The sequence below is a fragment of the Paenibacillus camerounensis genome, from assembly GCF_000723885.1.
In the GTDB taxonomy this organism is placed as follows: Bacteria; Bacillota; Bacilli; order Paenibacillales; family Paenibacillaceae; genus Paenibacillus_AQ; species Paenibacillus_AQ camerounensis.
Window position 1 is genome coordinate 192,865 of the sequence record NZ_CCDG010000021.1, and the last position, 21,994, is coordinate 214,858.

At 51.9% G+C, this 21,994-nt stretch carries 15 protein-coding genes; 2 read left to right on the forward strand and 13 right to left on the reverse strand.

The window, feature by feature from the left end; translation table 11 throughout:
* Nucleotides 1-144: 144 nt before the first annotated feature.
* Complete coding sequence (locus BN3772_RS08795) at nt 145-1,317, reverse strand: Ger(x)C family spore germination protein (protein WP_157643567.1); 1,173 nt, start codon at nt 1,315-1,317, stop codon at nt 145-147.
* A gap of 20 nt (nt 1,318-1,337) precedes the next feature.
* Nucleotides 1,338-2,858, reverse strand: coding sequence for a spore germination protein (locus BN3772_RS08800; RefSeq protein ID WP_042198831.1), 1,521 nt, complete (start codon nt 2,856-2,858; stop codon nt 1,338-1,340).
* A gap of 399 nt (nt 2,859-3,257) precedes the next feature.
* On the opposite strand from BN3772_RS08800, the gene BN3772_RS08805 reads away from it, so the two are divergent.
* Together BN3772_RS08805 and BN3772_RS08810 are read left to right on the forward strand one after the other, a co-directional pair.
* Complete coding sequence (locus BN3772_RS08805) at nt 3,258-3,851, forward strand: TetR/AcrR family transcriptional regulator (protein ID WP_042198833.1); 594 nt, start codon at nt 3,258-3,260, stop codon at nt 3,849-3,851.
* Between the two features lie 20 nt (nt 3,852-3,871).
* Nucleotides 3,872-4,321: a DoxX family protein gene (locus BN3772_RS08810; RefSeq protein ID WP_042198835.1), complete on the forward strand. Its 450-nt coding sequence runs from the start codon at nt 3,872-3,874 to the stop codon at nt 4,319-4,321.
* Between the two features lie 65 nt (nt 4,322-4,386).
* On the opposite strand, the gene BN3772_RS08815 is transcribed toward BN3772_RS08810, so the two are convergent.
* The 11 genes from BN3772_RS08815 to BN3772_RS08865 form a co-directional block, all read right to left on the reverse strand.
* Nucleotides 4,387-4,620, reverse strand: coding sequence for a type B 50S ribosomal protein L31 (locus BN3772_RS08815; protein ID WP_086074470.1), 234 nt, complete (start codon nt 4,618-4,620; stop codon nt 4,387-4,389).
* Between the two features lie 3 nt (nt 4,621-4,623).
* A complete protein-coding gene (locus tag BN3772_RS08820) occupies nt 4,624-5,769 on the reverse strand; it encodes a CobW family GTP-binding protein (protein WP_042198837.1) in 1,146 nt (381 codons plus the stop codon).
* A 363-nt stretch (nt 5,770-6,132) separates the two neighbouring features.
* Nucleotides 6,133-7,590: a beta-N-acetylhexosaminidase gene (locus BN3772_RS08825; RefSeq protein WP_086074471.1), complete on the reverse strand. Its 1,458-nt coding sequence runs from the start codon at nt 7,588-7,590 to the stop codon at nt 6,133-6,135.
* A 34-nt stretch (nt 7,591-7,624) separates the two neighbouring features.
* Entirely contained in the window at nt 7,625-10,435 is a 2,811-nt protein-coding gene (locus tag BN3772_RS08830; RefSeq protein WP_042198839.1) for an alpha-mannosidase, read from the reverse strand.
* 5 nt (nt 10,436-10,440) lie between these two features.
* A complete protein-coding gene (locus tag BN3772_RS08835; RefSeq protein WP_042198845.1) occupies nt 10,441-11,439 on the reverse strand; it encodes a glycoside hydrolase family 130 protein in 999 nt (332 codons plus the stop codon).
* Nucleotides 11,440-11,504: 65 nt separating this feature from the next.
* On the reverse strand, nt 11,505-12,824 hold the full coding sequence (locus tag BN3772_RS08840) for a glycoside hydrolase family 125 protein (RefSeq protein ID WP_042198846.1): 1,320 nt from the start codon (nt 12,822-12,824) through the stop codon (nt 11,505-11,507).
* Between the two features lie 19 nt (nt 12,825-12,843).
* The gene (locus tag BN3772_RS08845; RefSeq protein WP_244444702.1) at nt 12,844-16,068 is read right to left on the reverse strand and encodes an alpha-mannosidase; all 3,225 of its coding nucleotides are present in this window, start codon (nt 16,066-16,068) and stop codon (nt 12,844-12,846) included.
* Nucleotides 16,069-16,070: 2 nt separating this feature from the next.
* Nucleotides 16,071-18,407 (reverse strand): glycoside hydrolase family 3 N-terminal domain-containing protein, encoded by a 2,337-nt coding sequence (locus tag BN3772_RS08850; RefSeq protein ID WP_042198848.1) that lies wholly within the window; start codon nt 18,405-18,407, stop codon nt 16,071-16,073.
* Nucleotides 18,408-18,465: 58 nt separating this feature from the next.
* On the reverse strand, nt 18,466-19,383 hold the full coding sequence (locus BN3772_RS08855; protein WP_042198850.1) for a carbohydrate ABC transporter permease: 918 nt from the start codon (nt 19,381-19,383) through the stop codon (nt 18,466-18,468).
* 28 nt (nt 19,384-19,411) lie between these two features.
* A complete protein-coding gene (locus BN3772_RS08860; RefSeq protein ID WP_042198852.1) occupies nt 19,412-20,338 on the reverse strand; it encodes an ABC transporter permease in 927 nt (308 codons plus the stop codon).
* A gap of 89 nt (nt 20,339-20,427) precedes the next feature.
* Entirely contained in the window at nt 20,428-21,960 is a 1,533-nt protein-coding gene (locus BN3772_RS08865) for an ABC transporter substrate-binding protein (RefSeq protein ID WP_042198857.1), read from the reverse strand.
* Nucleotides 21,961-21,994: the final 34 nt, after the last annotated feature.

Below are 21,994 nucleotides of genomic sequence, written 5' to 3' on the forward strand. Positions count from 1 at the left end.
GCTGCGTGTATATGATATTCATGACTAACGCGCAAGCATATAGTCCGTGAATTGGTATTGAATAACGAATCCTTTTTTTGTTGGCGTGAATTTTTATCCCCTGCCAGATCCACAGCATGACCGTAACTAGTATGATTAACCGGTTCACTCCACGAGTCCTTTCTGAATCGGATTGACAATTCTTCCCCTGCCCTTAATCTCATACTTTACAATAACTTCAACATCCATTTTGCTAAAATAACGGCGCCACTCATTTCTCCACTTTTTCCATTCCTTCGGGTACTTCTGATGAAATTTCTGGCCGAATCCGAAAATATCTGAAGCATACCGATGCTGTACCTCTTTAATCCCGTGATCGATAAGCTCTTTGGTCTTCTGTGCTGCCAGCTCTCTTACCTGCTCTAACACCTTCCGGTCATTAAGATTAAGCTTGCATTCAACTTCAGCAATGTTGGCTTCAACAGCAATCTCCACGGAAGCTGCAGGCTCGCCATTTCTAATCAGAGGTTTAATTTTCGTCTCGCTATGCACAAGCTCCATTACGTATTGGCCCTCTTTATCCGGGCATTCCACCTTGCCCACTGTAGATTTCACTTTTCCGGTTACATAGTTGTATGCTTTACTGTCACTGTCGTTAAGCCATCCCACAAGAATTTGATCTTTCATCACTCCGATGCCGGAATACTCAAATTTTGCCGGACTATCCAACACGGCGATATTATCCTTTCCTTTCCCTTTTTCCACATCACCTACGAGGTTGAGTCCTGTAATTACGGCTTGCTGTCCCTCTGTGTTAAACCATTTCATTAAATCAAGCAGCGTTACCGCTGCGGTAGGAGCCCAGACCTTTTCGGATTCATTGAGAGAATCGAACATATCTCTTGCGGGCATTTGTTCAAGCGGCGTGAGGATCGACAGTGCATCATGCGCGCTTCCGTTGCGGACAATGACTACATCAAAATTAGGCCTTACTTCATGATCCCGAAACAAAAAGTCCAATGCATTCAGAACGCCTTCCCTGGCAATAGCTTCATCAATGAGCAGTATACTCAAATGGGAAAGATATATTTTGCGCGGCAGTTTAGTAGTCATTTTTCGTAATGCTTCCATTACTGTTTTTTCTTCCGTGGACATCACCAGTGCAGGCGGACTTCCGGTTCCGCTGCTTGAGCCTGCCTGCCGGGGAGCTACAACCTGTGTTGTAATCCGATAGCCCTGCTCTGTCTTATCTATGCCAAGGCCAATCGTGACTGCCAGCTCATTTAGCTCTTTTCGGCTCCAGCAGCCGGTTATGCTTAAAGCCATTATGATTAGCATAGTGAAAATTCCTGTTTTTTTCATACCGGCTGCTTATCCTTCTTACCCTTTAATTTTGAACGTAGCCAATAAGGCGCCCTAATTAATCCGTCAATTTGCTCTCCGCTCATATATGGAGCATAGGGACGCATATAGGGCTGCCCCATAGATTGAAGACTGCACAGATGGACAGCCAGTACCACGAAACCGATCGTCAAACCATAGATACCGAAGGATGCTGCTATCCCCATGAAGAGGAAACGTGTAAGCCGGAAGGCAATCGACATATTATAAGCAGGAATAACAAAGCTTGATATCCCAGTGATAGCAACTACAATGACCATGGCGGCTGATACAAAGCCTGCATCCACAGCGGCTTGACCCACAACGATCGTTCCAACAATGGAGACCGCCTGTCCAATATTGCGCGGCATCCGGATTCCGGCTTCTCTAATAATTTCAAAGGTAATTTCCATGAGGATAGCCTCTACAAATGCCGGAAACGGCACCCCTTCCCGCTGAAACATTAAACTGAGCAGAAGCTGCGTTGGAAGCAGATCCTGATGATAGGTTGTGATTGCAATATAAATAGCGGGGGCAGTTAAACAGATTACGCCTGCTATTAGCCGGAGAATTCGGATAAAGCTCGAAAATACATAGGGCTGATAGCTGTCTTCTGCCGATTGAATAAAATCCAGGAACATGGCAGGGACAATCATGGCAAAGGGAGAACCGTCGATAAACAGAGCAACCCTGCCTTCGGCTAATGCGGCTGTAACACTATCCGGCCTCTCTGTATTCAGTACTGTAGGAAAAATAGTCCCTTTGTTGCTCTGCAAATATTCTTCAATATATTCCCCTTCAAGCACGGTTTTTAATGACACATGGTCAATCAGCTGCCATATTTGATCAAGCACCTGCTGTTTAACCATTCCATCAATGTACATAACTGATATATCGGTCTGTGTCATACGTCCCGCAGTATGTGTGTCGATGCGCAGGCGTTCGTCTTTCATTTTCCGGCGGATCATCGTGATGTTAGTACGCAAGTCCTCCGTAAATCCTTCCTGAGGTCCTCTTATCACCGTCTGAGTTTTGGTTTCTTCAATTCCGCGCTTCTCGTAGCCTTGGATAGATACCGTTAACCCCTGCTCATATCCGTCAATCAGTATCAACAGACAGCCTGAGAGAATGGTACGGACCGCATGCTGGAAATCCTCAACCAGGCTGACCTGACCAGCAGAAATTACCTTTCCGCTAAAAATTGAAATCATATCCTCATTAAAAGGGACGGATTGCAAATGCTGGATAGCTGGTATAATTCTTTCCTGCAGCACCTGGTTATCTACCATTCCATCCAAGTAAACCAGCCTTACCTGACAGGTTGTATCCTTATATCCTTCATGTGTCTTATTGAACTGCAGACAACGGATCGTTAAATCGGAGCTATCCCCAAGAGTCTTTTTGAGTATTGCAGCATTGGCGGATGAGTCTTTGCTAAGCGGGATAGTCTCCTCTTCGCGGTTCGATTGCCGGCTGCTTTTTTTATCATTAATTCTCATGCGGGTCCTCCTTTAATCCCTTTTTAACGATTTTTTCCTGAATAGTTTTACCTGAAATTAATTTTTCATTCTTCGATTTTGGCTATGTGTCAAACACTTAATAACAGAAGAAGAGCTGATCAATTTGTTCTCGACCAGCTCATGCTGAATAATTATGCTATTAGATACTTATCAAAAACGGTAATGGGACTTTAATGTTGTTTTCCGAATCTTTCTTTGTATGCTTTTTTGCTCTTTCAAGAGCAGCATTTCGCTCTTCAGCTTTCTCTAATGCGTCTGTCACGTAAAATCGCCGCATGTGGGGAGTTCCTTTTTTTTATTTACAAACCAACGGTCGGTTTATATAATGAATTTAGATAGCAACCTGTTCAAAGCTCGGACAAAGAGGAGAATATAGCCATGAAGAACTCAGACCGCCGAAAGCAAACAATCCAGCAGCTACTGGCTGCAACTAAGGCATTATTGCGCGACAAAAGCTGTCATGCCATTACCTTAAGGGACATCATGGAGCAATCGCAATTATCGAAGGGGGCGATATTTCATTATGTAAAAAGCAAAGATGAGATTTTTGCCTGGGTGCTGGAGGAGCGGCTTGATGCTGTTAATGAACATTTCGAGGAAGAAGTAGCAGGCACCTTGGATAAAACATTTGACGGGCCCATGCAGGCCATCTCCAGGAACCTTGCAGAACTGGAAGACAGTCATGAAGTGACGAACAAAATTCTTTTATACATGCTTGGTAAGGAGAATGAACCGGCGGTAGCAGAAGTGCTTGAGCGTTTCTATGAGCGGTCAGTATCTGTCTCCAGACAGTGGATCACAACAGGTCAAAAGTACGGCGTCGTTAAAGAAAATGTAAACCCTGATGAGACGGCAGAGTTGTTTGTTCTACTGTCACTGGGGCTGCGTGTACGGTCATCCCTGCGCTCATCCTATACGTCGCTTTCAGCGCAAAGCGTATCGGACATTATAGCTGGAATTCTGAAAAAATAAAGATAAAGGGAGGATTAATAATGGTTCCTTTTATAGCGTTAATTGTATCTTTTTCTGTGTTTCGGGTGTTAGGTTTCCTGGGCTTAACTTACTTGAATGATTGGCAAACTTCCCTTCAATGGGCAGTATTTGTTATGTTGCTATTGAGTGCTTCTGCCCACTGGGGACGGCGGCGGCCGGATTTGGTCAAAATGGTGCCGCCCGTTTTTCCGCAAAAAGAATGGATTGTGACGGGGACTGGGTTTCTGGAAATTGCCGGAGCTCTGGGCATTCTTCTGCCCGCATTCTCATTAGCTGCTTCTGTGTGCCTGGTTTTGCTGCTAATCGCTATGCTCCCCGCCAATATCTATGCCGCCCGGAACAAGTTGACTATCGGCGGCAAACCGGTGCCGAAATTTCCGGTCCGGATAGGAATCCAACTCATTTTTATTACTGCTATACTGCTTGCCTCCCCGTTGTTCAATCTATAGCTGGTAAACGATTTCTGCCCTTAACAATGCCAAGCACCATGCCCTCATACATCCTATTTTGCTTCTTACTGAGAAACGTTTTTTCGTTCTATCTGGGCGTTCAGACGTTGGTTGAACTTGTCAACGCGTCCACCTGTTTCAGTATGCTTTTGTCTGCCGGTATAAAAAGGATGTGAAGCGGAGCTTGAATCTACACGGATCACCGGATATGTCTGCCCGTCTTCCCACTTCATTGTTTCCGCAGAGCTTCTGGTACAGGCGCTCAGGAATGAAAACCCTGCGCTTGCATCTAAAAAAATTTGTCAAACTGCAGCATTAAACGGGTCTTCATTGTTATCCACGGACTCGTCCTCTTGAACCAGGCAGGCATCTAACTCGCGTATGATTTGCTCTTTGTTCATATTTTTTCCTATGAAGACAAGCTCAATCATACGATCACCAAATCGAACATCCCAAATATCTTTCAGTCCTTCTCTAGCATCAAACAATTGCTTAATTTCATCCGGACTCAGGGCAGCAATCCAGTAACCTGCTGGAATGATGTCCATCGCTCGTCCTGACTGAGAGATCTTGAACACTGTTTCAGCTTGTGTGATTAGCCACATTACGCCTTTACACCGGGTTACTTCCCGCGGCCAACGATCAAGAAATTCATCAAATCGCACCGGATGAAAGGGTTCTCTTCTGCGGTAGACAAACGAATGGATGCCAAGCTGGTCTGCTTCGTTTTCTACAAATTCACTTAAATCTTCTGTATCCAAAAAGTCTTGAATGCCGTTGCTTTCATCAAACAATCCGGTGTTCAAAACATCTTTTACAATGACGCGGCTAAAGGAAGTTTCAATAAAATTAGCTCTCGGCTGAATTTTACGAATAAACGATGTCAAATACTCTTTTTCGTTTTGAGCTAACAAATCAATTTTATTGAAGACAAGTACATCACAAAATTCAATTTGATTGATAATCAATTGATTGCTATCTGCATAATCCTCGTTATACATGCCATCTTGGGAGGAGAACTGCCCTAAAATCCTGTATCCATCTACAACCGTTACATTAGTATCCAAACGTGAGATTGTACGTAGTGGCATCCCATCCCGCGTCACTCCGTTAATGATGGTATTCGCTATTAATTGCGGGAGCGCAACGCCTGAGGCTTCAACAATGATCAAGTCCACTTCACCCGAAGCAGCCAAATAATATACAGCTTCAATTAAGTCCCTTTTTAAATCTGAGCTGATACTACCTGAGGACATGACCACTAGACGATCCTTGTCTGTAAAAAACTCGCTTTGCTCAACTGTCTTTGCATCTACATTGACTTCTGCCAAATCATTAACAATTAGTCCGATGCGTAAATGTTCTTTGCACAGTAAAAGATGCAAGAGCATTGTAGTCTTCCCAGATCCTAAATATCCGGATATTACTGTGACAGGTACACGACTCATTTATTGTCCGCCCTTCTACAAGATCATTCTCAGAGCAGCGACAAATGTTACTACTCGACGGGTTATTCGTAATAATTACTATTTAATCTCAATAGTCATCTTATGCTCCTGATTATTTTTTGTCAATCTCGGAGCTTATTTTCTTACATAGCCCTTTTGCAGGTCAACATTGAAATACAAAAGAAACCCGGAGTCTTTAAAAGACCCGGGTTTCTGGAATCAGCGGGTTTCCCCGCGGTGCAGAAATTCATCAATCTTTAGACGCAAAAAAATAAACCCTTTTGATAACGGGTTTATTGATATACGAGCATTCTAATAAAAGAGTTTACATTTCCCAGGCTAGGACTTTGGGGCTGTAGTCATTCATCCCATCCACGCCTTCTGCGCCATCGCCTGAAGCGGTTCACTGATGCCAATACCCACCTCTTCAGCAGTCTGCGCCTCCGGCCGGTCACTCCAGACGGAAAAGGAACAGCCAATGAGCCAAGGCGGATACGGTCTACTGTATTCCTGCACGGCATCCCGGACTTTTCCCGGGAAAAGTCCGGGATGCCAGGAACTGCTAATTTTCTTTCCAATAGGATAAGTATAGCCCGCATGTTCGCCTAATACATAGTAAAAATACGCATCGTTATAATTCAGCACCTGATGCCCGTTGGCAATAAACGTCTCAACCGGGGCCATCTGCTCATGCCATTTTGTCCAGTACGTAATTTGAATAGAGGGTTTAGGCTGTACCTTCTGGATCAGATCCCCCCGGTATAGCCCGTCATTCCAGGCGCGGACGGTCCAGCCCTTGGCTTCCAGATGGTCAGCGATGCCGTTTAGGTAATCAATGTATGTGTCCACACCGGTACCTCCGCTGATTCCAAGAGCGCTCCTTGCATACTCAGCGAGCTGCGGATACTTGCCGAACTGCCCGAAATCAATGAATTCATCACCGCCGATGTGAAAATGCGTGCTGCCGGCAAATAACTCCGCGTATTCGTCGATCAGCTCCAGAACGAACCTTCGGGCGGCTGTGTTCGTAATATCCAGCGCGCCTGGAGCGGCGGCTCCCGATGAATCCTTAAGCAGCCACTCCGGATGATTTCTGAGCGCATAACCCAAATGACCCGGCGAATCCAGCGAAGGAATGACATCAATATGATACCTTGCTGCCGTAGCGATAATATCCCGTACCTGTTCCTTCGTTAAGTACTGCTCTGACATCACCTCAGGGTACTTTTCACTCATCAGCCGGAAGCCTTCATTCTCGGAAAAATGCAGCTGCAGCGTGTTCAGCCTGAGCCGGGACATCTCCCCGATCCGCTCCTTGATCCATTCTGCAGAATAATATTTCCGTCCGATATCAATATGCAGCGCCCGCTCGGGCATCACGGGATAATCTATAATTCGGCCGTATTGCATAAAACCGTTGTTCAAGCATTGCTGCATTACCGTCCGCAAGGCGTACATTACGGCTCTTTCACTTGCAGCCGTTATTGTTACAGTGCTTCCGATATCTATACAATAGCCTTCCCTGTGAATACTTCCTCCGAATTCTGCTTGGTCACTCCGTTCAATAACCATATCTCCCGGCAAAGCTGCCTCTGTCTCTCCGTGCAGTACAGGCAGGAGCTGACCGGGCAGAAGCCCGCTGGCAGCCATTTCCTCGAGAATAAGGTTTACTGTATCCGGCAGCAGCTCATTTCCGTTCGACCGGATGCTGTTTATAAGAAGTATCCGTGATTGTGCGGATAGCCTCCACTGCTCCCCTGAAGCCACAGTGTAATGCTGCACATAAGGTGTACGTCTTTCCTGCTGAATCTGTTCATCCATACGCTGGGATCACCTCTTTCTTAACTTTGCGGGATTAGCTCAGCCGGATGCCTACCGTTGCTATTTCATGTCCTCTGAGCTGAAACGATACTATACCAGATGCTCCAGTATTGTCTTGCTCCAATATGCCCTCTTCAGTCTCCAATACATTGGATTTGTAGAAGCCTGCTGCGGCAAATCCGGTAGCCAGCTGCAATACGCAGGGCTGCTCCGCCATATTGAACCAGCGGAGCAGCAGGTCACCGTTGTCCCCGTTCATCTTGAGCGAGGAGAACGCTGCAGTCTCGCCGCTCCAGCGGAACGGGGAATAGACAGGGCGAATAACTCCTCCATGCAGCTCAGCCTGGACAGCCATCCAAGGGATCTGGAACTGGTACGCCGCTGCTGCAGCGCCGGAATCCACCGCATCCCCGCCGTGCGGAATGAGCAGCATTTCCGCTGTCTGCTCCCCTGGGCACTGGGCCTCCGGTGTAGGGAACCACCCCCAGTCACCCATCTCACCGACACAGCGGAGTAAAGTAACGGCAATTGTATTACGGCCGTCACGCAGAATTTCATATTCCTGAAGTCCAAGATTGGCTACCGTAAATCCTGCATGATCCTCTGCCACATTCACGAAAGCCTGCTGATGCTGTGCATTGCTCGGGTTCAGCCATTCCGGTGCCGGTTCATTAGGACGCTCTGCCAGCTCGAACATGGAATCAACATGGTGGGAAGCTGCAGTAAGATCTGTGGGGAAAAGCATCCGCAGCCGGTAGTCTTTGGCGTTATTGCTGATGTAGCTTTTCACTTCCAGTCCTTTGCCGCTGCGTTCCAGCCTGAGTACAGTGCGAAGCTTAAGCTGCACCGTCTCTACCGAGCGCTGCGCCTGCCGCTCCGGATAATAGACTAAGGCCCGCTGCTCAGCTTCCAGCATGGCATCGGCCGAAGCCGGAACCGTCCAATTATGGGTGATTTCCACTGAAGCCCGGTATGGCTTATTCTCAATGATACGAACCTCAGCTGTCAATCCCCTGGTCGTAAGCGGCTCTTCACCTGCGGGCTGTCTGTACATATATTCGTTGCCGATGTCTCCGGTATTCTCGTAGACGCCGAGATCACGGTAAATTCTGCCGCTTGGCTTATGCACCAGTGTGAAGGAGCCGTCAGCCTTGATCTCCACGCGCAGGGTCTCATTCTCCAGCACCGGCTGATCTTGTTCCATTGCTGCCAGCGCAGCCGGCTGCGGTAGTGCTGCTTCCGCTGCCGCAGCGCCGTCTGCCGCAAATGCGCCGGTACGAGCAAAGCCGTCTTCAACTTGACGGCGTACCCAGGCATAGGCACGCAGCCCAAGCGCAGGTACAGCTGCCGCTTCGAAGGTCAGCTTCACCCTGCGGCAGCTGTACGCCTGCCGGAATCTGTCCTCCGGCAGGTCATAGCCGAAGCTAAGCCCCAGATCCTCCACCGAACAAGGAATCTCTATCCCTTGTTCGTCGACCAGTACGCGTCCGGCCAGCTCCACCGCCTGCATCCGCCGGGCGGTCTCATCCAGCGGCAGGCCTTCGCGCAGGTACAGGCGGGCAGCATCCAGCTCCACGCTGACTGTGCCCGTGCGGGTCCAGCCGCTTGTATTCGCAGCAACAAGCGGAAGGGCCTCATCGCCGTAAGCGGCAAATCCAGCCGTATCCACCTTGCCGGCGATGAAATGCAGGCTGTCCGCCACGATGCCTTCAGCCATATGGCGGCTCTTGTCAAAGCGGGTCACCATCTCGCGGTGCACCTCATCCACACTGCAGCCGCATATCGAATCATGCGGATGATTCTGCAGCAGCGTCTTCCATGCATAGGTCAGCAGATGCTGCGGATACTCTCCGCCGTGCAGCTTGGCAGTTGCCGCCAGCGGCTCGGCCACCTTTTCCAGCAGCGCCTGGCCGCGCTGGTTCAGCTGCTTCAGGTAGACCCGGGCCGAAGCGGTATTGACCAGCGTTCCCCAGCCGTCGGTGCGCTGGCTCCGCAGCTCGCCCTTAACGGACGACAGGCTGCGGCCGGCGAGTGAGTCCTGTACGGCCTGAATATAGTCAGGGAAATTCGAGTGGACGAAGGAGATGTCCGGATACAGCTGCGCCGCCGTGCGGATCGCTTCCGGCAGATCGAGCTGCAGCGGCTGATGGTCGCAGCCGTTCATGAACAGCAGCTGGTCTGTGGCCGCGTACTGCCGGGCATCTGCCAGCTTGCGCTCCCAGAAAGCTCGGGACTCTTCCGCCCCCGCCGGAATCTCATTGCCGTTCGAGTACCAGTTGGCGAACAGGATGCCAAGCACCTTGGAGCCGTCCGCTCCTTCCCAGACCAGCTCGGAGAAGGAGGATTCGTAACCGTCTCCGGAGACGGTATTGTTGAAGCCTGTCGGCTTCACCCCGCGCCCGAAGAAGGCGTTCTGGATACCGGCCTGCACCATCAGCTGGGGAATCTGCCCGGTCAGGCCGAAGGTGTCGGGGAAATATCCGATTTTGGCTACCGTTCCGTAATCGCCCGCATCCTGGTGTCCGAGCTGCAAATTGCGCACATTGGCTTCCGGACTGGTCAGAAACGCATCCTGCAGAATGTACCACGGCCCGATATGAATCCGCCCTTCGCGGATATGGCGCTCCAGGCGTTCCCGGTTCTCCGGGCGCACCTGCAGATAATCCTCAATAATAATGGTCTGCCCGTCGAAGAAGAAGCTCCGGAATTCCGGCTCCTGTTCAAGCTTATCCAGCAGGCTGTCAACCAGCCGGATAAGCCGGAGATGATGGCGTTCATAGGGCAGATACCATTCCCGGTCCCAGTGAGTATGCGAGATAATATGCGCGGTCTGTGGTTTGTTCATCGCTGTTATACCTCAGTCTCCAGCGGGAATTCCTCCATATAATGCAGCAGCTCATCCACGGTTGTGAAGGCAAGCCCTGTTACCGTATCTGCACAGCCGTAATAGATCGCAATCCGTCCGGTAGCGGCATCGGTCAGCGCCGCACACGGGAAGGTCACATTCGGCACATCGCCAACACATTCATACAGCGTCTCCGGGCCGAGAATGTAGTTGCGTGAGCGGGCTTTTACCTTCCAGGGCTGATCCAGGTCGAGCAGCGCACAGCCCATCCGGTAGACAAACCCGTTGCACGTATTGATTACGCCATGATAGATCAGCAGCCAGCCCTTGTCCGTCTCAATCGGGATCGGGCCGGGACCAATTTTCTTCGACTGCCAGGCGGAGGCATCGCCGTTTACCGTCCCCATGACATAACGGTGCTTGCCCCAGAAGGTCAGATCCGGGCTTTCACTGTAGAAAATATCGCCAAACGGTGTATGTCCGGTATCGCTTGGACGGCTGAGCATGGCATAATGTTCACCAATTTTGCGCGGGAACAGCACACCATTGCGGTTATACGGCAGGAAGGCATTCTCCAGCTGATGGAAGGTAACAAAATCAAAGGTATACGCCAGCCCGATGGTCGGCCCGTGATAGCCGTTGCACCAGGAGATGTAGTAGCGGTCACCGATTTTGCAGACCCGGGGATCATAGCGGTATTCCCGCTTGATAATCTCCTCATCGCCCTCAAAGACAATCGGATCATGGTTGATGCTCCAGTTCACGCCATCTGCGCTGAACCCGGCAAAGATATCCATGCTGACCGATCTGGAATCACAGCGGAATACTCCCGCGAAGCCGTCTTTAAACGGAATAACGGCGGAATTGAATACACTGTTGGAATTCGGAATGGCGTTGCGCTGAATGATCGGGTTGGCGGAATATCTCCATACCGGCGCATTTACATCGGCCGGCTTTTCCTGCCAGGGAATATTCGCTAAAGGTTCTCCAATAATGGTAGTCATGTTAAAGTCTCCTTTGGTTATATAATTTGGTTATATAATTTGGTTAAATAAAATAAATAACAGTGTTAAAGAATGCCTTCCTGCAGCGCCCGCCAGATCAGCTGGGAGAACAGGCTGTTCGACCAGGCGAACCATTTGCGGGTATAGACATCCGGATCGTCGGCATGAAAGCCTTCATGCATATATCCGGTACCGCCGTCGGTTGCCTCAAGCATATCAATGACCGCCAGCTTTTCTTCCCGGCTATCCGCTGTAATCCCCTTCATGGACAGCGCCATATGCCAGATGTACCCCGGCGGGGTATGCGGGCTGCCAATTCCCTTCGCGGCTTTGCCCTCGTAATAGAACGGGTTCTCCCGGCTTAGTGCAAACCGTCTTGTATTCTGATAGACCGGATCATCATTCTCCAGATAGCCCAGGTACGGAATGGAGATCAGGCCAGGTGTTCCGGCATCGTCCATCAGGCAGTAGTTACCGAAGCCGTCCGTCTCATAAGCATAGATGGGTCCGAACTTCGGATGGCGGTAGATACCGTACAGCTTGATGCCGTGCTCTACCTCCTGCTCCAGCTCTTTCAGCTCAGCCAGAAAATCAAGATCGCGGAATATCCATTCGGCAAAATCCTGCATCTGCCGCAGCGCCACCACAGCGAACATATTCCCCGGAATGTTGTAGTGGAAGTCACAGGCATCATCGCTGGACCGGAAGCCGGACCAGATCATCCCCGTATAGTTGACCGGCATACCCAGGCCGCCGTTACGGATGGAGTCCTTCATAATCCCGTTATTCCGCGTGAAGCGGTACGGGGATTGTTCAGCATGGTGCTGCTCCCGCTTGAACAGACCGGTAATGATTCTTAGCATTTTTTTGAACTCAGCAGTGAAGAAATCCGTCTGCTTCGTCTCCTCCCAATAGGCATGCGCCAGCCGGATTACGAAGCATAGCGAGTCAATCTCGAACTTGCGCTCCCAGACCCAGGGGGACATCTCCGTCACATCCCCTGCATTCCAGTGCCAGTCATTGGCCGTTTCGTTGAACGCATTGGCATAAGGGTCGGTCAGCACATACTGTGTATGGCGCTTGATCAGGCCGCCGATAACACGCTGCAGCTCAGGGTCATTTTTGGCAAAAGGCACATAATGAATAACCTGCTCCACTGAATCGCGCAGCCAGCAGGCGGGAATATCGCCCGTAATAACGAACGTCGTCCCGTCCTCAAGCAGCTTGGTTGTGGTCTCCAGTGTGTTCGGGAAACAGTTCTTGAACAGCTGCTGCAGCTTGGGCCGGTGGGCCAGCTTGTCATCGGCTTCGGCCAGCACGGCCTGAATGGAGGCTGGCAGCGCCAGCTCCGGCATTTGAATTTGGGGAAGACGGAATTGTTCCAATGGTTTGTTCTCCTTCTAATTAATCTGTGGAATGAATGATTTTGACTGTCTTGATCTCGAACGGGCGGAATTCCAGGATTAGCCCCCCATCGTCTTCTGATTGCAGCAGCTCTGTCTCTTCCTCCAGAGCATTCGATAAATACAGCTTGGAGTAAGGCTGCGGCCAGCTAAGCTTCACCGTTTCACGCCCGCCTGCCGATTCATAGAACCGCAGAATGCTGCCGCTGCCGTCTTCCGCAGGTTTGACCGTATCGAGGACAACCTGCTTCCCGTCGTAAGGAATAAAGGAGCCTGCCGCAGAGAACTTGCCCGCATCTGCTGCTTCACCGGCACCTCCGTTTAATGCACCGGCAGCAGCCACTGCATAGGCTGGATGATTAAGCTCTGCCGCTTTGCGCAGCGTATGCGCCGACCGCCAGTCTCCGCGGTGCGGATAGAGGGAATACGTAAATTCATGGGTGCCCAGATCGGCGGAATGGTCCGGCCAGCGCGGTGCGCGAAGCAATGACAGCCGGATCGTGCTGCCCTGAATGTCATAGCCGTACTTGCAGTCATTTAGCAGGCTCACGCCATAATCATGCTCGGACACATCGGCATAACGGTGGCCGCAGACTTCATACTGCGCCTGCTCCCAGCTTGTATTGCGGTGTGTAACCCGCTCCAGCGCCCCGAATGGAATTTCATAGGTTGCCTTGCTGGTTACTACATCTACAGGGAAACCGGCTTTCAGCAGTTTATGGGCTTCCTTCCAATCGACGGTTGTCTTGAAATCGATTCTCCGGTCGGCATGATACAGGATCAGCTGCTGCCGGATTTCAGACTGGCCGATACTCCAGCGGAAGAACAGCACATCGCAGACTTCACCTGCGGACTCCAGGCCTTTCTCCAGCAGCACAGCCGCTCCGGCAGGCTGGGCCTCATAGCGGCTGTCAATATCCCAGGCATCCCATAGCACCGGACGGTCGTGGAAGAAATGAAGCCGGTTTGCGCTCTCTCCGGGTTTTACAATCTCCCTCAGGGATTCCTTGTCGTACAGGCTGATGATTTCACCCTGTTCATTGAACAGAATGCGGTAATATTCGGTCTCCCAGCGGTCTTCCAATACCGGCACGACAGGGATAACGGCCGATTCTTCCGTATCTTTCAACGAACCTGAAGCCGCGCGCTGATCGTGCTCATTGCCTTCAGCCTCCGAGTGTTCCTCTGCTCTCAACCATACGGTTGCGTACCCGAACGCCGGCACCTCCGGTATCCGGACACGCAGAAGATTCTGATCTCCAGTAGTAACCAGCTGGGCTGCCAGGCGCTCCCCGTTCTGGTCATACACCGCAAACGCAGCATCCTCCGCTCCTTCATGCTGCAGCTCTACAACCAGATCCCTGGCCCAGCCCAGGCTGTTCAGCACAACATACGGCCGGCCTTCACCTTCCGCAGGGATGCCGGAAACAACGGCTTCCGTGACGGTCTTCAGACTTCGTTTCCCCAGGAAGAAGATCTCCTTATATTCCTTCTCTGAGGTTTGATAGACCTCGGGAATTGAAGATCCGGGGATGATGTCATGGAACTGGTTGAGCAGAAGCAGCTTCCAGCCGTCATGCAGCGCCTGGTTCACCGCTTCACGCTCCTCCGGATGCAGCCGGTCTCCGGCCAGACTCTGCCACAGCTCAGCTTCCCGGTACAGGATTTCGGCCTTGCGGTTATTGCGCTTATTGCGCGCATGGGTCGTATATGTTCCCCGGTGCAGCTCCAGATACAGGTCACCCTGCCAGACCGGCAGCTCCGGCAGCTTCGGCTGAATACCGGCAAAGAAATCAGCAGCTGTGCTGTAGCCGGAGGCCGGCTGGCCGACCATCAGCTCCGAACGGCTGATGTACTCCAGCATCTCCCGCGTAACCCCGCCGCCGCCGTCGCCGTGTCCGTACAGCAGCATCTGCTCGCCGTGGACAGCCTTCTCGCGGTAGGACTGCCAGTGGTCATGGATATCCTTCGGCAGCGTATTTTCGTTCACCCCGTGATTCATGAAGGATAAGAGTGAGGTACCGTCGATGCCCACCCAGCGGAACAGATCATAAGGGAACAGATTGGTATCATTCCAGCCGAGCTTGGTGGTCATGAAGTAGCGGATTTTGCCGTGCTGCAGAATCTGCGGCAGTGACGCGCAATACCCGAAGGTATCCGGCAGCCACTCAATTTCTGAGCGCAGGCCGAACTCCTCCTGGTAGAAGCTCTGCCCGTAGAGCATTTGCCGCATCAGCGATTCACCGCTCGGGATATTAAGATCCGGCTCAACCCACATGCCGCCGACCAGCTCCCAGCGTCCTTGGCGGATGCGCTCCTTAACCTTGCCGTACAGCTGCGGATCATTCTCCTTCAAATAGGCAAACAGCTGCGGCTGGCTCTGGGCATACCGGTAATCCGGATATTGCTCCATCAGTGCATTCACCGTAGAGAAGGTCCGGCTCGCCTTGCGCACCGTTTCCCGCGCCGGCCACAGCCAGGCGATGTCGATATGCGACTGGCCGATCATATGAATGAAGCCTTCGCTGTTGCCGCCAAGCTTGCGGACTTTGATGATCAGCTCCTGTTCAATGCCCGAGATTGCTATGCCGTTCATCGCAGCCTCCGGCCCCAGCATGACAAAGGCATCCATCGCCTGAATCAGCGCCTCAAGGATCCGGTTCCGGCGGAAATCCTGCTCCGGCAGCAGCAGCGCCGAGTCCCGGATAACGGTCGCCGTATACATCAGCGACTGCACCGGCAGGTTCACTCTAACCAATGCAGCGGTAACTGAGCGGACCGGCGGCTGGATAACGGCTTGTTTATTCAGCGGGTCATCCGGTTCCGGGACCGGATCATAGAGCTCGATCTCCAGCTCCGGTGTCCGGCTGTCGGCTTCCGGGTTGAGGGCGGCAAAGGTATGATTACGGTCCAGCCCCTGGCGTGAAGCCCCGTTAACCCGCAGCAGCCCTTCTCCGCCGGAACGGAAGAGGATACCGGTGTCCGTTCCAGTCCACCCGGCAGGAATAACCGGTCTCGCGCGGAAGAAATAGGTGGTTCCCTGCACACTCGGAAACAGGCCGAAGGCTTCACTGCCGTGATAGGGCTGCAGCTCAGTGTAATCGCCCGGCAGCCTGTACTCGGCGGAGAAAACCTTCCAGTCCTCAATATCCTGGTATTCCAGCCATTGCTGCTGCGCACATTCACGGATAAACCGGTTAATTCGTTCTAGATCCATACGTTCCATGTCTATTCCTCCATAACAAGAAGTCCAATATCGAGCGTATCATTGACATTCCGGCCGACCCTGACCCGGAAGCTTCCCGGCTCTACCACCGGCATATAATCCGGTCCGATGTAGCTCAGCTGTTCTGCACCTACTGTGAAAGTGACCGTCTGTTTCGCTCCCGGCTCCAGAACGATTTTGCGGAAGCCCTTGAGCTCCTTCGCCGGTCTTGTCACCTTGCTGACAGAGTCGGAAATATACAGCTGAACGACCTCTGCACCTTTGCAGGAGCCGATATTCTCTACTTCAACCGTAACCGCAGCAGTACCGTCCGCCGGAATCTCCGCCGGTTCAATCCGCAGACCGCTGTAGCGGAATTCGGTATAGCTTAAACCGAACCCGAAGGGATAACGGGGCTGAGACGACCCTTCCAGATAACGGGCACCGCGCGAGCGTTTGCCGAGATAATAGACCGGCAGCTGTCCGGCATCCACGGGGAGGGAGACGGTCAGCCGGCCGGAAGGATTGACATCGCCGAACAGGATATCCGCAATGGCATGTCCGCCTTCCTGCCCGGGATACCAGGCTTCCAGAATGGCATCTGCATGCTCATCAATCCAAGGCTCGGCGACAGGACGGCCGTTGATGTACACAACGACCACCGGATTGCCGAGCGCTTTCAGCTGCTGCATCAGCTCCAGCTGGATGCCGGACAGGTGCAGCGACATCCGGTCGATGCCTTCCCCGCAATCCATATCGCTCAGCTCATTCTCCGTAACCTTCGAGGCTCCGGTCCGCAGGTCAATGCTGCCTTCCCCGAAATCTCTGGCACTGGACCCGCCCAGCACCAGAACAATTGTGTCCGCCCCGGCTGCTGCCTGCACCGCAGGCTCCAGACCCTCGGCTGACTGATCCTTAATCCGGCAGCCCGGCGCATAGCTGACCCGCTCCGGCTCTGCAGAGAGCTTGCTGCGGATTCCGCCGAGCACCGTCGTCACCTTGCCGGGCGGCTGCGGGGAGGTATAATCCCCGAGCTGGTTATAGCCGGCGTCGGCATTCGGGCCAATGACAGCAATCCTGCCGCTGTGCCTGGGCAGCGGCAGCACCCCTTCATTCTTCAGCAGCACAATGCCTTCGGCGGCAATGGTCCGGGCCAGCTCCGCATGAGCTGCGCTGCCAATGACGTTCTCCGCCCGGTCCGGGTCGGCAAACGGCTGTTCAAACAAGCCCAGCCTGAACTTCAGATCAAGCACACGGGAGACAGCTTCATCGACGAACCGTTCCTCCAGCCGTCCGGAGCGGAGCGCCGTAAGCAGATGCCGTCCGAACATCTCGCCGGACATCTCCATGTCAATGCCCGCCTGCAGCGCCTGCACAGCCGCATCTTCACCGCTATCGGCCGTATCATGACCCGAGGCCAGCATATCAATTGCGCCGCAATCGGTAATGATCATGCCGCGGAAGCCCCATTCCCCGCGCAGCACATCCTGCAGCAGCTCCTTATTGGTTGTGCAAGGAATGCCGTCAATTTCGTTGTAGGCAGGCATAATTGATACCGCGCCGGCCTCCACCGCTTTGCGGAAGGGATGCAGGTCAACCTCAAGCAGCTCCCGCCTGCCGATATGCGCGGGTCCGGCATTCCGGCCGCCCTCCGAGCTGCCGTAGGCGACAAAATGCTTCATCGTCGCGCCAACACTGGACCCGCTGCTGAGCTCCTCCCCCTGCAGTCCTTCCACTGAAGCTGCGGCGAATTCACCGATGAGATACGGGTCCTCGCCGAAGCATTCCTCGGTCCGGCCCCACCGTGGATCGCGGACCACGTCCAGCACCGGCGAATAGGTCACGGCTCCGCCCTGGCTCCGGGTCTCCAGAGCTACAGCCCGGCACATCTCCCGGTACAGCTCCACATTCCAGGTGCTGCCGATCAGCAGCGGAACGGGAAATACCGTCGCCCCGATCGCCATATGCCCGTGCGAGCATTCTTCCCCGATCAGCAGGGGAATGCCCAGCCTGGAGTGCTCCAGAGCATAACGCTGAATGATATTCACCGCTTCCGCACCGGCACGTGGTCCGAGGCCGGTATCCAGCGTAACCCCGGTCCAGGGATCTGCGCGCAGGGTTCCATATAAAGAGCCGACACTGCCTTCACGGATTCTGCTTTTAAAATCCGCTGTCAGCCTCACCATGCCTCCGGTCACTTCCGTATGATCGTCTGCCGCGTCTATGCTGTCTTTTATATATTCATAGGTCTGCCATCCGAACAGCTGAATCAGCTGGCCCACCTTCTCTTCCGGCGTCATCAGCCCCAGCAGATGTTCCGTCCGCCTGGAAATCGGCTGCGTATGGTCTTTATATAACATCCGGCTCCACTCCCTCTTTGTTGTTTGGTGCACTGCTTTGCTTCACTTTCACTTAGTCTTATTCTTTGACTGCCCCGACGGTCAGACCCTGGATGAAATAACGCTGGAAAAACGGATAAGCGAAGATGATCGGCCCGGTAGCCAGCACAACCATTGCCATCCGCGATGTATCCTGAGGCATGGAGCGGAGCGCTTCCAGGCTTAGCGAGCTGTTCTGGGAATTCTGCAGAATGAACTGCATGCTCGTCTCAATCCGCATCAGCATGGACTGCAGCGGCACCAGATTAGGATTATCAATATAGAGCAGCGCATTGAACCAGTCATTCCAGTACCCGAGTGTGCTGAACAGGCCAATCGTAGCCAGGCCGGGCAAGGACAGCGGCAGCACAATTCTCAGGAAGGTGCGGAATTCACCGGCTCCGTCTATTTTGGCCGATTCAATAAGGGGGTCCGGTACGCTGGTAATGTAAAAGGTACGCAGAATTATAATGTAAAAAGCATTCATCGCCAGCGGCAGCACCAGCGCCCAGATACTGTCCTTGAGGCCGAGCATCTGCGTCACTATGATGTAGGTCGGAACCAGGCCCCCGTTGAACAGCATCGTAAAGAAGGCGAAGAAGGCGAAGAATTTGCGGTATTTAAAGCTTTTACGCGAAATTGCATAGGCATAAAGTGATATAAGCAGCAGGCTGACCATTGTGCCAATCACCGTCACGGCAATCGTCACCCCATAGGACCGGAGCAGGGTATCCCCCGTGCCGAAAACATATTTATACGCCTCCAAACTCCACTTGGCCGGAATTAACTTGTAGCCGTCCCGGGCCAGCGCCCCTTCATCCGTAAACGAGATAAGCACCACAAACAGAAACGGGAACACACACAGTAAGGAAAAAGCTCCGGCAATACAATTAAAAACGATATTCCATACGGACGAGAGCTGATGAAAATCGCGCGATTTTATAGGCTTAGCAGACATTCAAAGACCTCACTTTCCTTTAATTCCCCTAAAATAATGCACTGTCCTTATCAAATTTACGCACGATGTAATTGGAGGCAAGCACCAGCACGAATCCAACCACCGACTGATACAGGCCGGCTGCGGTACTCATTCCGATCTCTCCTGTTGTCTTAAGTCCGCGGTACACATACGTATCGATTACGTTGGTCACGCTGTAGAGCGTCCCCGAATTTCTCGGCACCTGATAGAACAGCCCGAAATCTGCATAGAAGATTTTCCCGATTGCAAGCAGGGTCATAATGATAATAATCGGATTCAAAAGCGGCAGCGTAATGTTGCGGATCTGCTGGAATTTGCTGGCCCCGTCAATCATCGCCGCCTCGTACAGCGACTTGTCTATGCCCATAATCGCAGCCAGATACACCACGCTGTTATACCCGACGGCCTTCCACAAATAGACGAAGATAATGATGAACGGCCAGTATTTCGATTCCGAATACCAGGAAATGTGGCTGCCGAACAATTGATTCAGCAGTCCACGCTCCGAGCTCAGGAAGCTGAACGCGAAATAGCCTACAACCACCCAAGACAAGAAGTACGGCAGGAACATTCCTGTCTGATACAGCTTAGCAAGCTTTTTATTGGCTATCTCTGACAGCACAACGGCCAGCAGCACCGACATAATCAGGCCCAGCACAATAAAAGCCGTATTATACAAAATCGTATTGCGTGTAATCAGAAAGGCATCATTCGTGCTGAACAGAAACTTGAAGTTATCCCAGCCGACCCATTTACTCCTGATAATGCTGGCCCAGAACCCGTCCCGGCTGAACCGGTATTCCTTGAAGGCAATAACCGTCCCCACCATCGGCAGGTAGGAGAAGAATAAAAACCACAATGTGCCCGGGAGAACCATAAACAGCAACACTTTATTTCTCATAATATCCTTAGCCGATCTTCCTATTTTCCCCATGCGCCTAGCTCCTCCTATGCCAAAAAATACATTTATGGTGCAAAAAGACCGGGCCAGGTCTGTTCACCCTCCCGGTCTTCAATCCGTAACTACTTGTTATTCGCTGCTTTCCAGGCATCGATTTGTGTCTGGGCTTCAGCAATAATGTTGTCCAGGCCGGCGGCTTTAAATTTCTCATTGGCTTTGGCCAGGTATTCATCTGGATCTACTGATCCTGTCATCAGCGGAGCCCAGAACTCTTCCTTCACGTTCTGCACGGCGGCAATCTCATTGGTGATATTGGATGTATCGAAGTTGAAGCCGAGCAGCGGAGCATTGATACCGGAATCATTAAAGGTTTTGAATTCTTCCCATTTGTTCTCAGGGTCACCTTCATTTAGGTAGTTGATCATGATATTGCCCAGGGAGAAGGTTGGCATATCATAGTTTTTGGCGTCCGGCAGGTTCTTGATCATGTTGTCGCTGATTTTCTCGTAGTGCACACCTTCGATACCGGAGTCAATCATATTGCGCAGTACAGGATCTGTGTTCAACAGGTTCAGGAATTCCATTGCCTTCTCAGGATACTCGGAGTTCGCCGAAATCGCCTGCATTGAGCCCATTACGGACCAATTGTAGATGTACGGCTGGCCGGCCGGTGTCGATACAACCGGATAACCGTAGCTTGCGCTCCACAGATTGTCGGCCATCGGCTGGGTAGCCGCGCGGTCTGTGAACCATTTGCCTGCTTTGTACAGGTCATCCACGGAGGTTGTAGTGGCTACTTCAGGAGAAATGTAACCGGCCTGATAGAACTTGCGGACCGTTTGAAGCGCTTCCTTAATTTCCGGAGTTTCAAGAATATTTACAACCTTGTAGTCCTTGGTGTCCATATATACAGCCATTGGCATCTTTTCAATGACATAGTCGAACGGCATAACCGGCATAAAGTCCTTAACCATGGCGTACGGTGTGATTTCAGGCTCGTTATCCTTAATGGTTTTCAGCAGCGGCTCCAGGTCAGCCAGCGTTTTTACGCTGGTCAGATCGAGATTATATTTGTCCAGCAGCTCTTTGTTGAAGCGGTACACCTCTTGTGCGGGAAGCTCTTTGTTGGCCGGAATGGCATAGTTGTGGCCGTCAACCTTGGAGCCTTCCAAGAATGCAGGATCAATTGTATCCACAATGCCCTTACCTTGATCTTTGAGCAGATCATCGAGCTGCAGGAAGGCGCCTTTGCGGGAGTTCTGCACATAATCAAATGCCCAGGAGCAGGTGAACAGAATATCCATCGGTTCGCCTGAAGCGACCATAACCTGCATCTTCTGTGTGTAGTCGCCAAAGTCGATCATTTTCACGTCGAGCGTAGCATTGATTTTGTCCAGCGTGTATTTGTTGACTTCCTCCATGACTTTATCCAGGTCCTTCTGCGGTGCACCGATGGTATACCAGATCAGCTCTACAGGCTCTTCTGCAGGCTTGGTGTCAGGCGCGTCCGTTGTCGTGTTCGTTGCCGCAGCGTTATTACCGCCCGTACCCGTAGTATTCTTGGTGTTGTTGTTTCCCCCGCATGCGCTAAGGGCCATCGAAATCGTTAAAAGCGTTGTCAACAATAAGGAGAAGTGTTTCTTTTTCTTGCTCATTTGTCGTACCCCCTTTTAATTAGCTGGCAGGCAA

What these genes read in the sequence shown, in the direction of transcription:
- BN3772_RS08795 (WP_157643567.1), bottom strand. Translation starts at nt 1,317, where the DNA reads ATGCTAATCATAATGGCTTTAAGCATAACCGGCTGCTGGAGCCGAAAA.
- BN3772_RS08800 (WP_042198831.1), bottom strand. Translation starts at nt 2,858, where the DNA reads ATGAGAATTAATGATAAAAAAAGCAGCCGGCAATCGAACCGCGAAGAG.
- BN3772_RS08805 (WP_042198833.1), top strand. Translation starts at nt 3,258, where the DNA reads ATGAAGAACTCAGACCGCCGAAAGCAAACAATCCAGCAGCTACTGGCT.
- BN3772_RS08810 (WP_042198835.1), top strand. Translation starts at nt 3,872, where the DNA reads ATGGTTCCTTTTATAGCGTTAATTGTATCTTTTTCTGTGTTTCGGGTG.
- BN3772_RS08820 (WP_042198837.1), bottom strand. Translation starts at nt 5,769, where the DNA reads ATGAGTCGTGTACCTGTCACAGTAATATCCGGATATTTAGGATCTGGG.
- BN3772_RS08825 (WP_086074471.1), bottom strand. Translation starts at nt 7,590, where the DNA reads ATGGATGAACAGATTCAGCAGGAAAGACGTACACCTTATGTGCAGCAT.
- BN3772_RS08830 (WP_042198839.1), bottom strand. Translation starts at nt 10,435, where the DNA reads ATGAACAAACCACAGACCGCGCATATTATCTCGCATACTCACTGGGAC.
- BN3772_RS08835 (WP_042198845.1), bottom strand. Translation starts at nt 11,439, where the DNA reads ATGACTACCATTATTGGAGAACCTTTAGCGAATATTCCCTGGCAGGAA.
- BN3772_RS08845 (WP_244444702.1), bottom strand. Translation starts at nt 16,068, where the DNA reads ATGGAACGTATGGATCTAGAACGAATTAACCGGTTTATCCGTGAATGT.
- BN3772_RS08850 (WP_042198848.1), bottom strand. Translation starts at nt 18,407, where the DNA reads ATGTTATATAAAGACCATACGCAGCCGATTTCCAGGCGGACGGAACAT.
- BN3772_RS08855 (WP_042198850.1), bottom strand. Translation starts at nt 19,383, where the DNA reads ATGTCTGCTAAGCCTATAAAATCGCGCGATTTTCATCAGCTCTCGTCC.
- BN3772_RS08860 (WP_042198852.1), bottom strand. Translation starts at nt 20,338, where the DNA reads ATGGGGAAAATAGGAAGATCGGCTAAGGATATTATGAGAAATAAAGTG.
- BN3772_RS08865 (WP_042198857.1), bottom strand. Translation starts at nt 21,960, where the DNA reads ATGAGCAAGAAAAAGAAACACTTCTCCTTATTGTTGACAACGCTTTTA.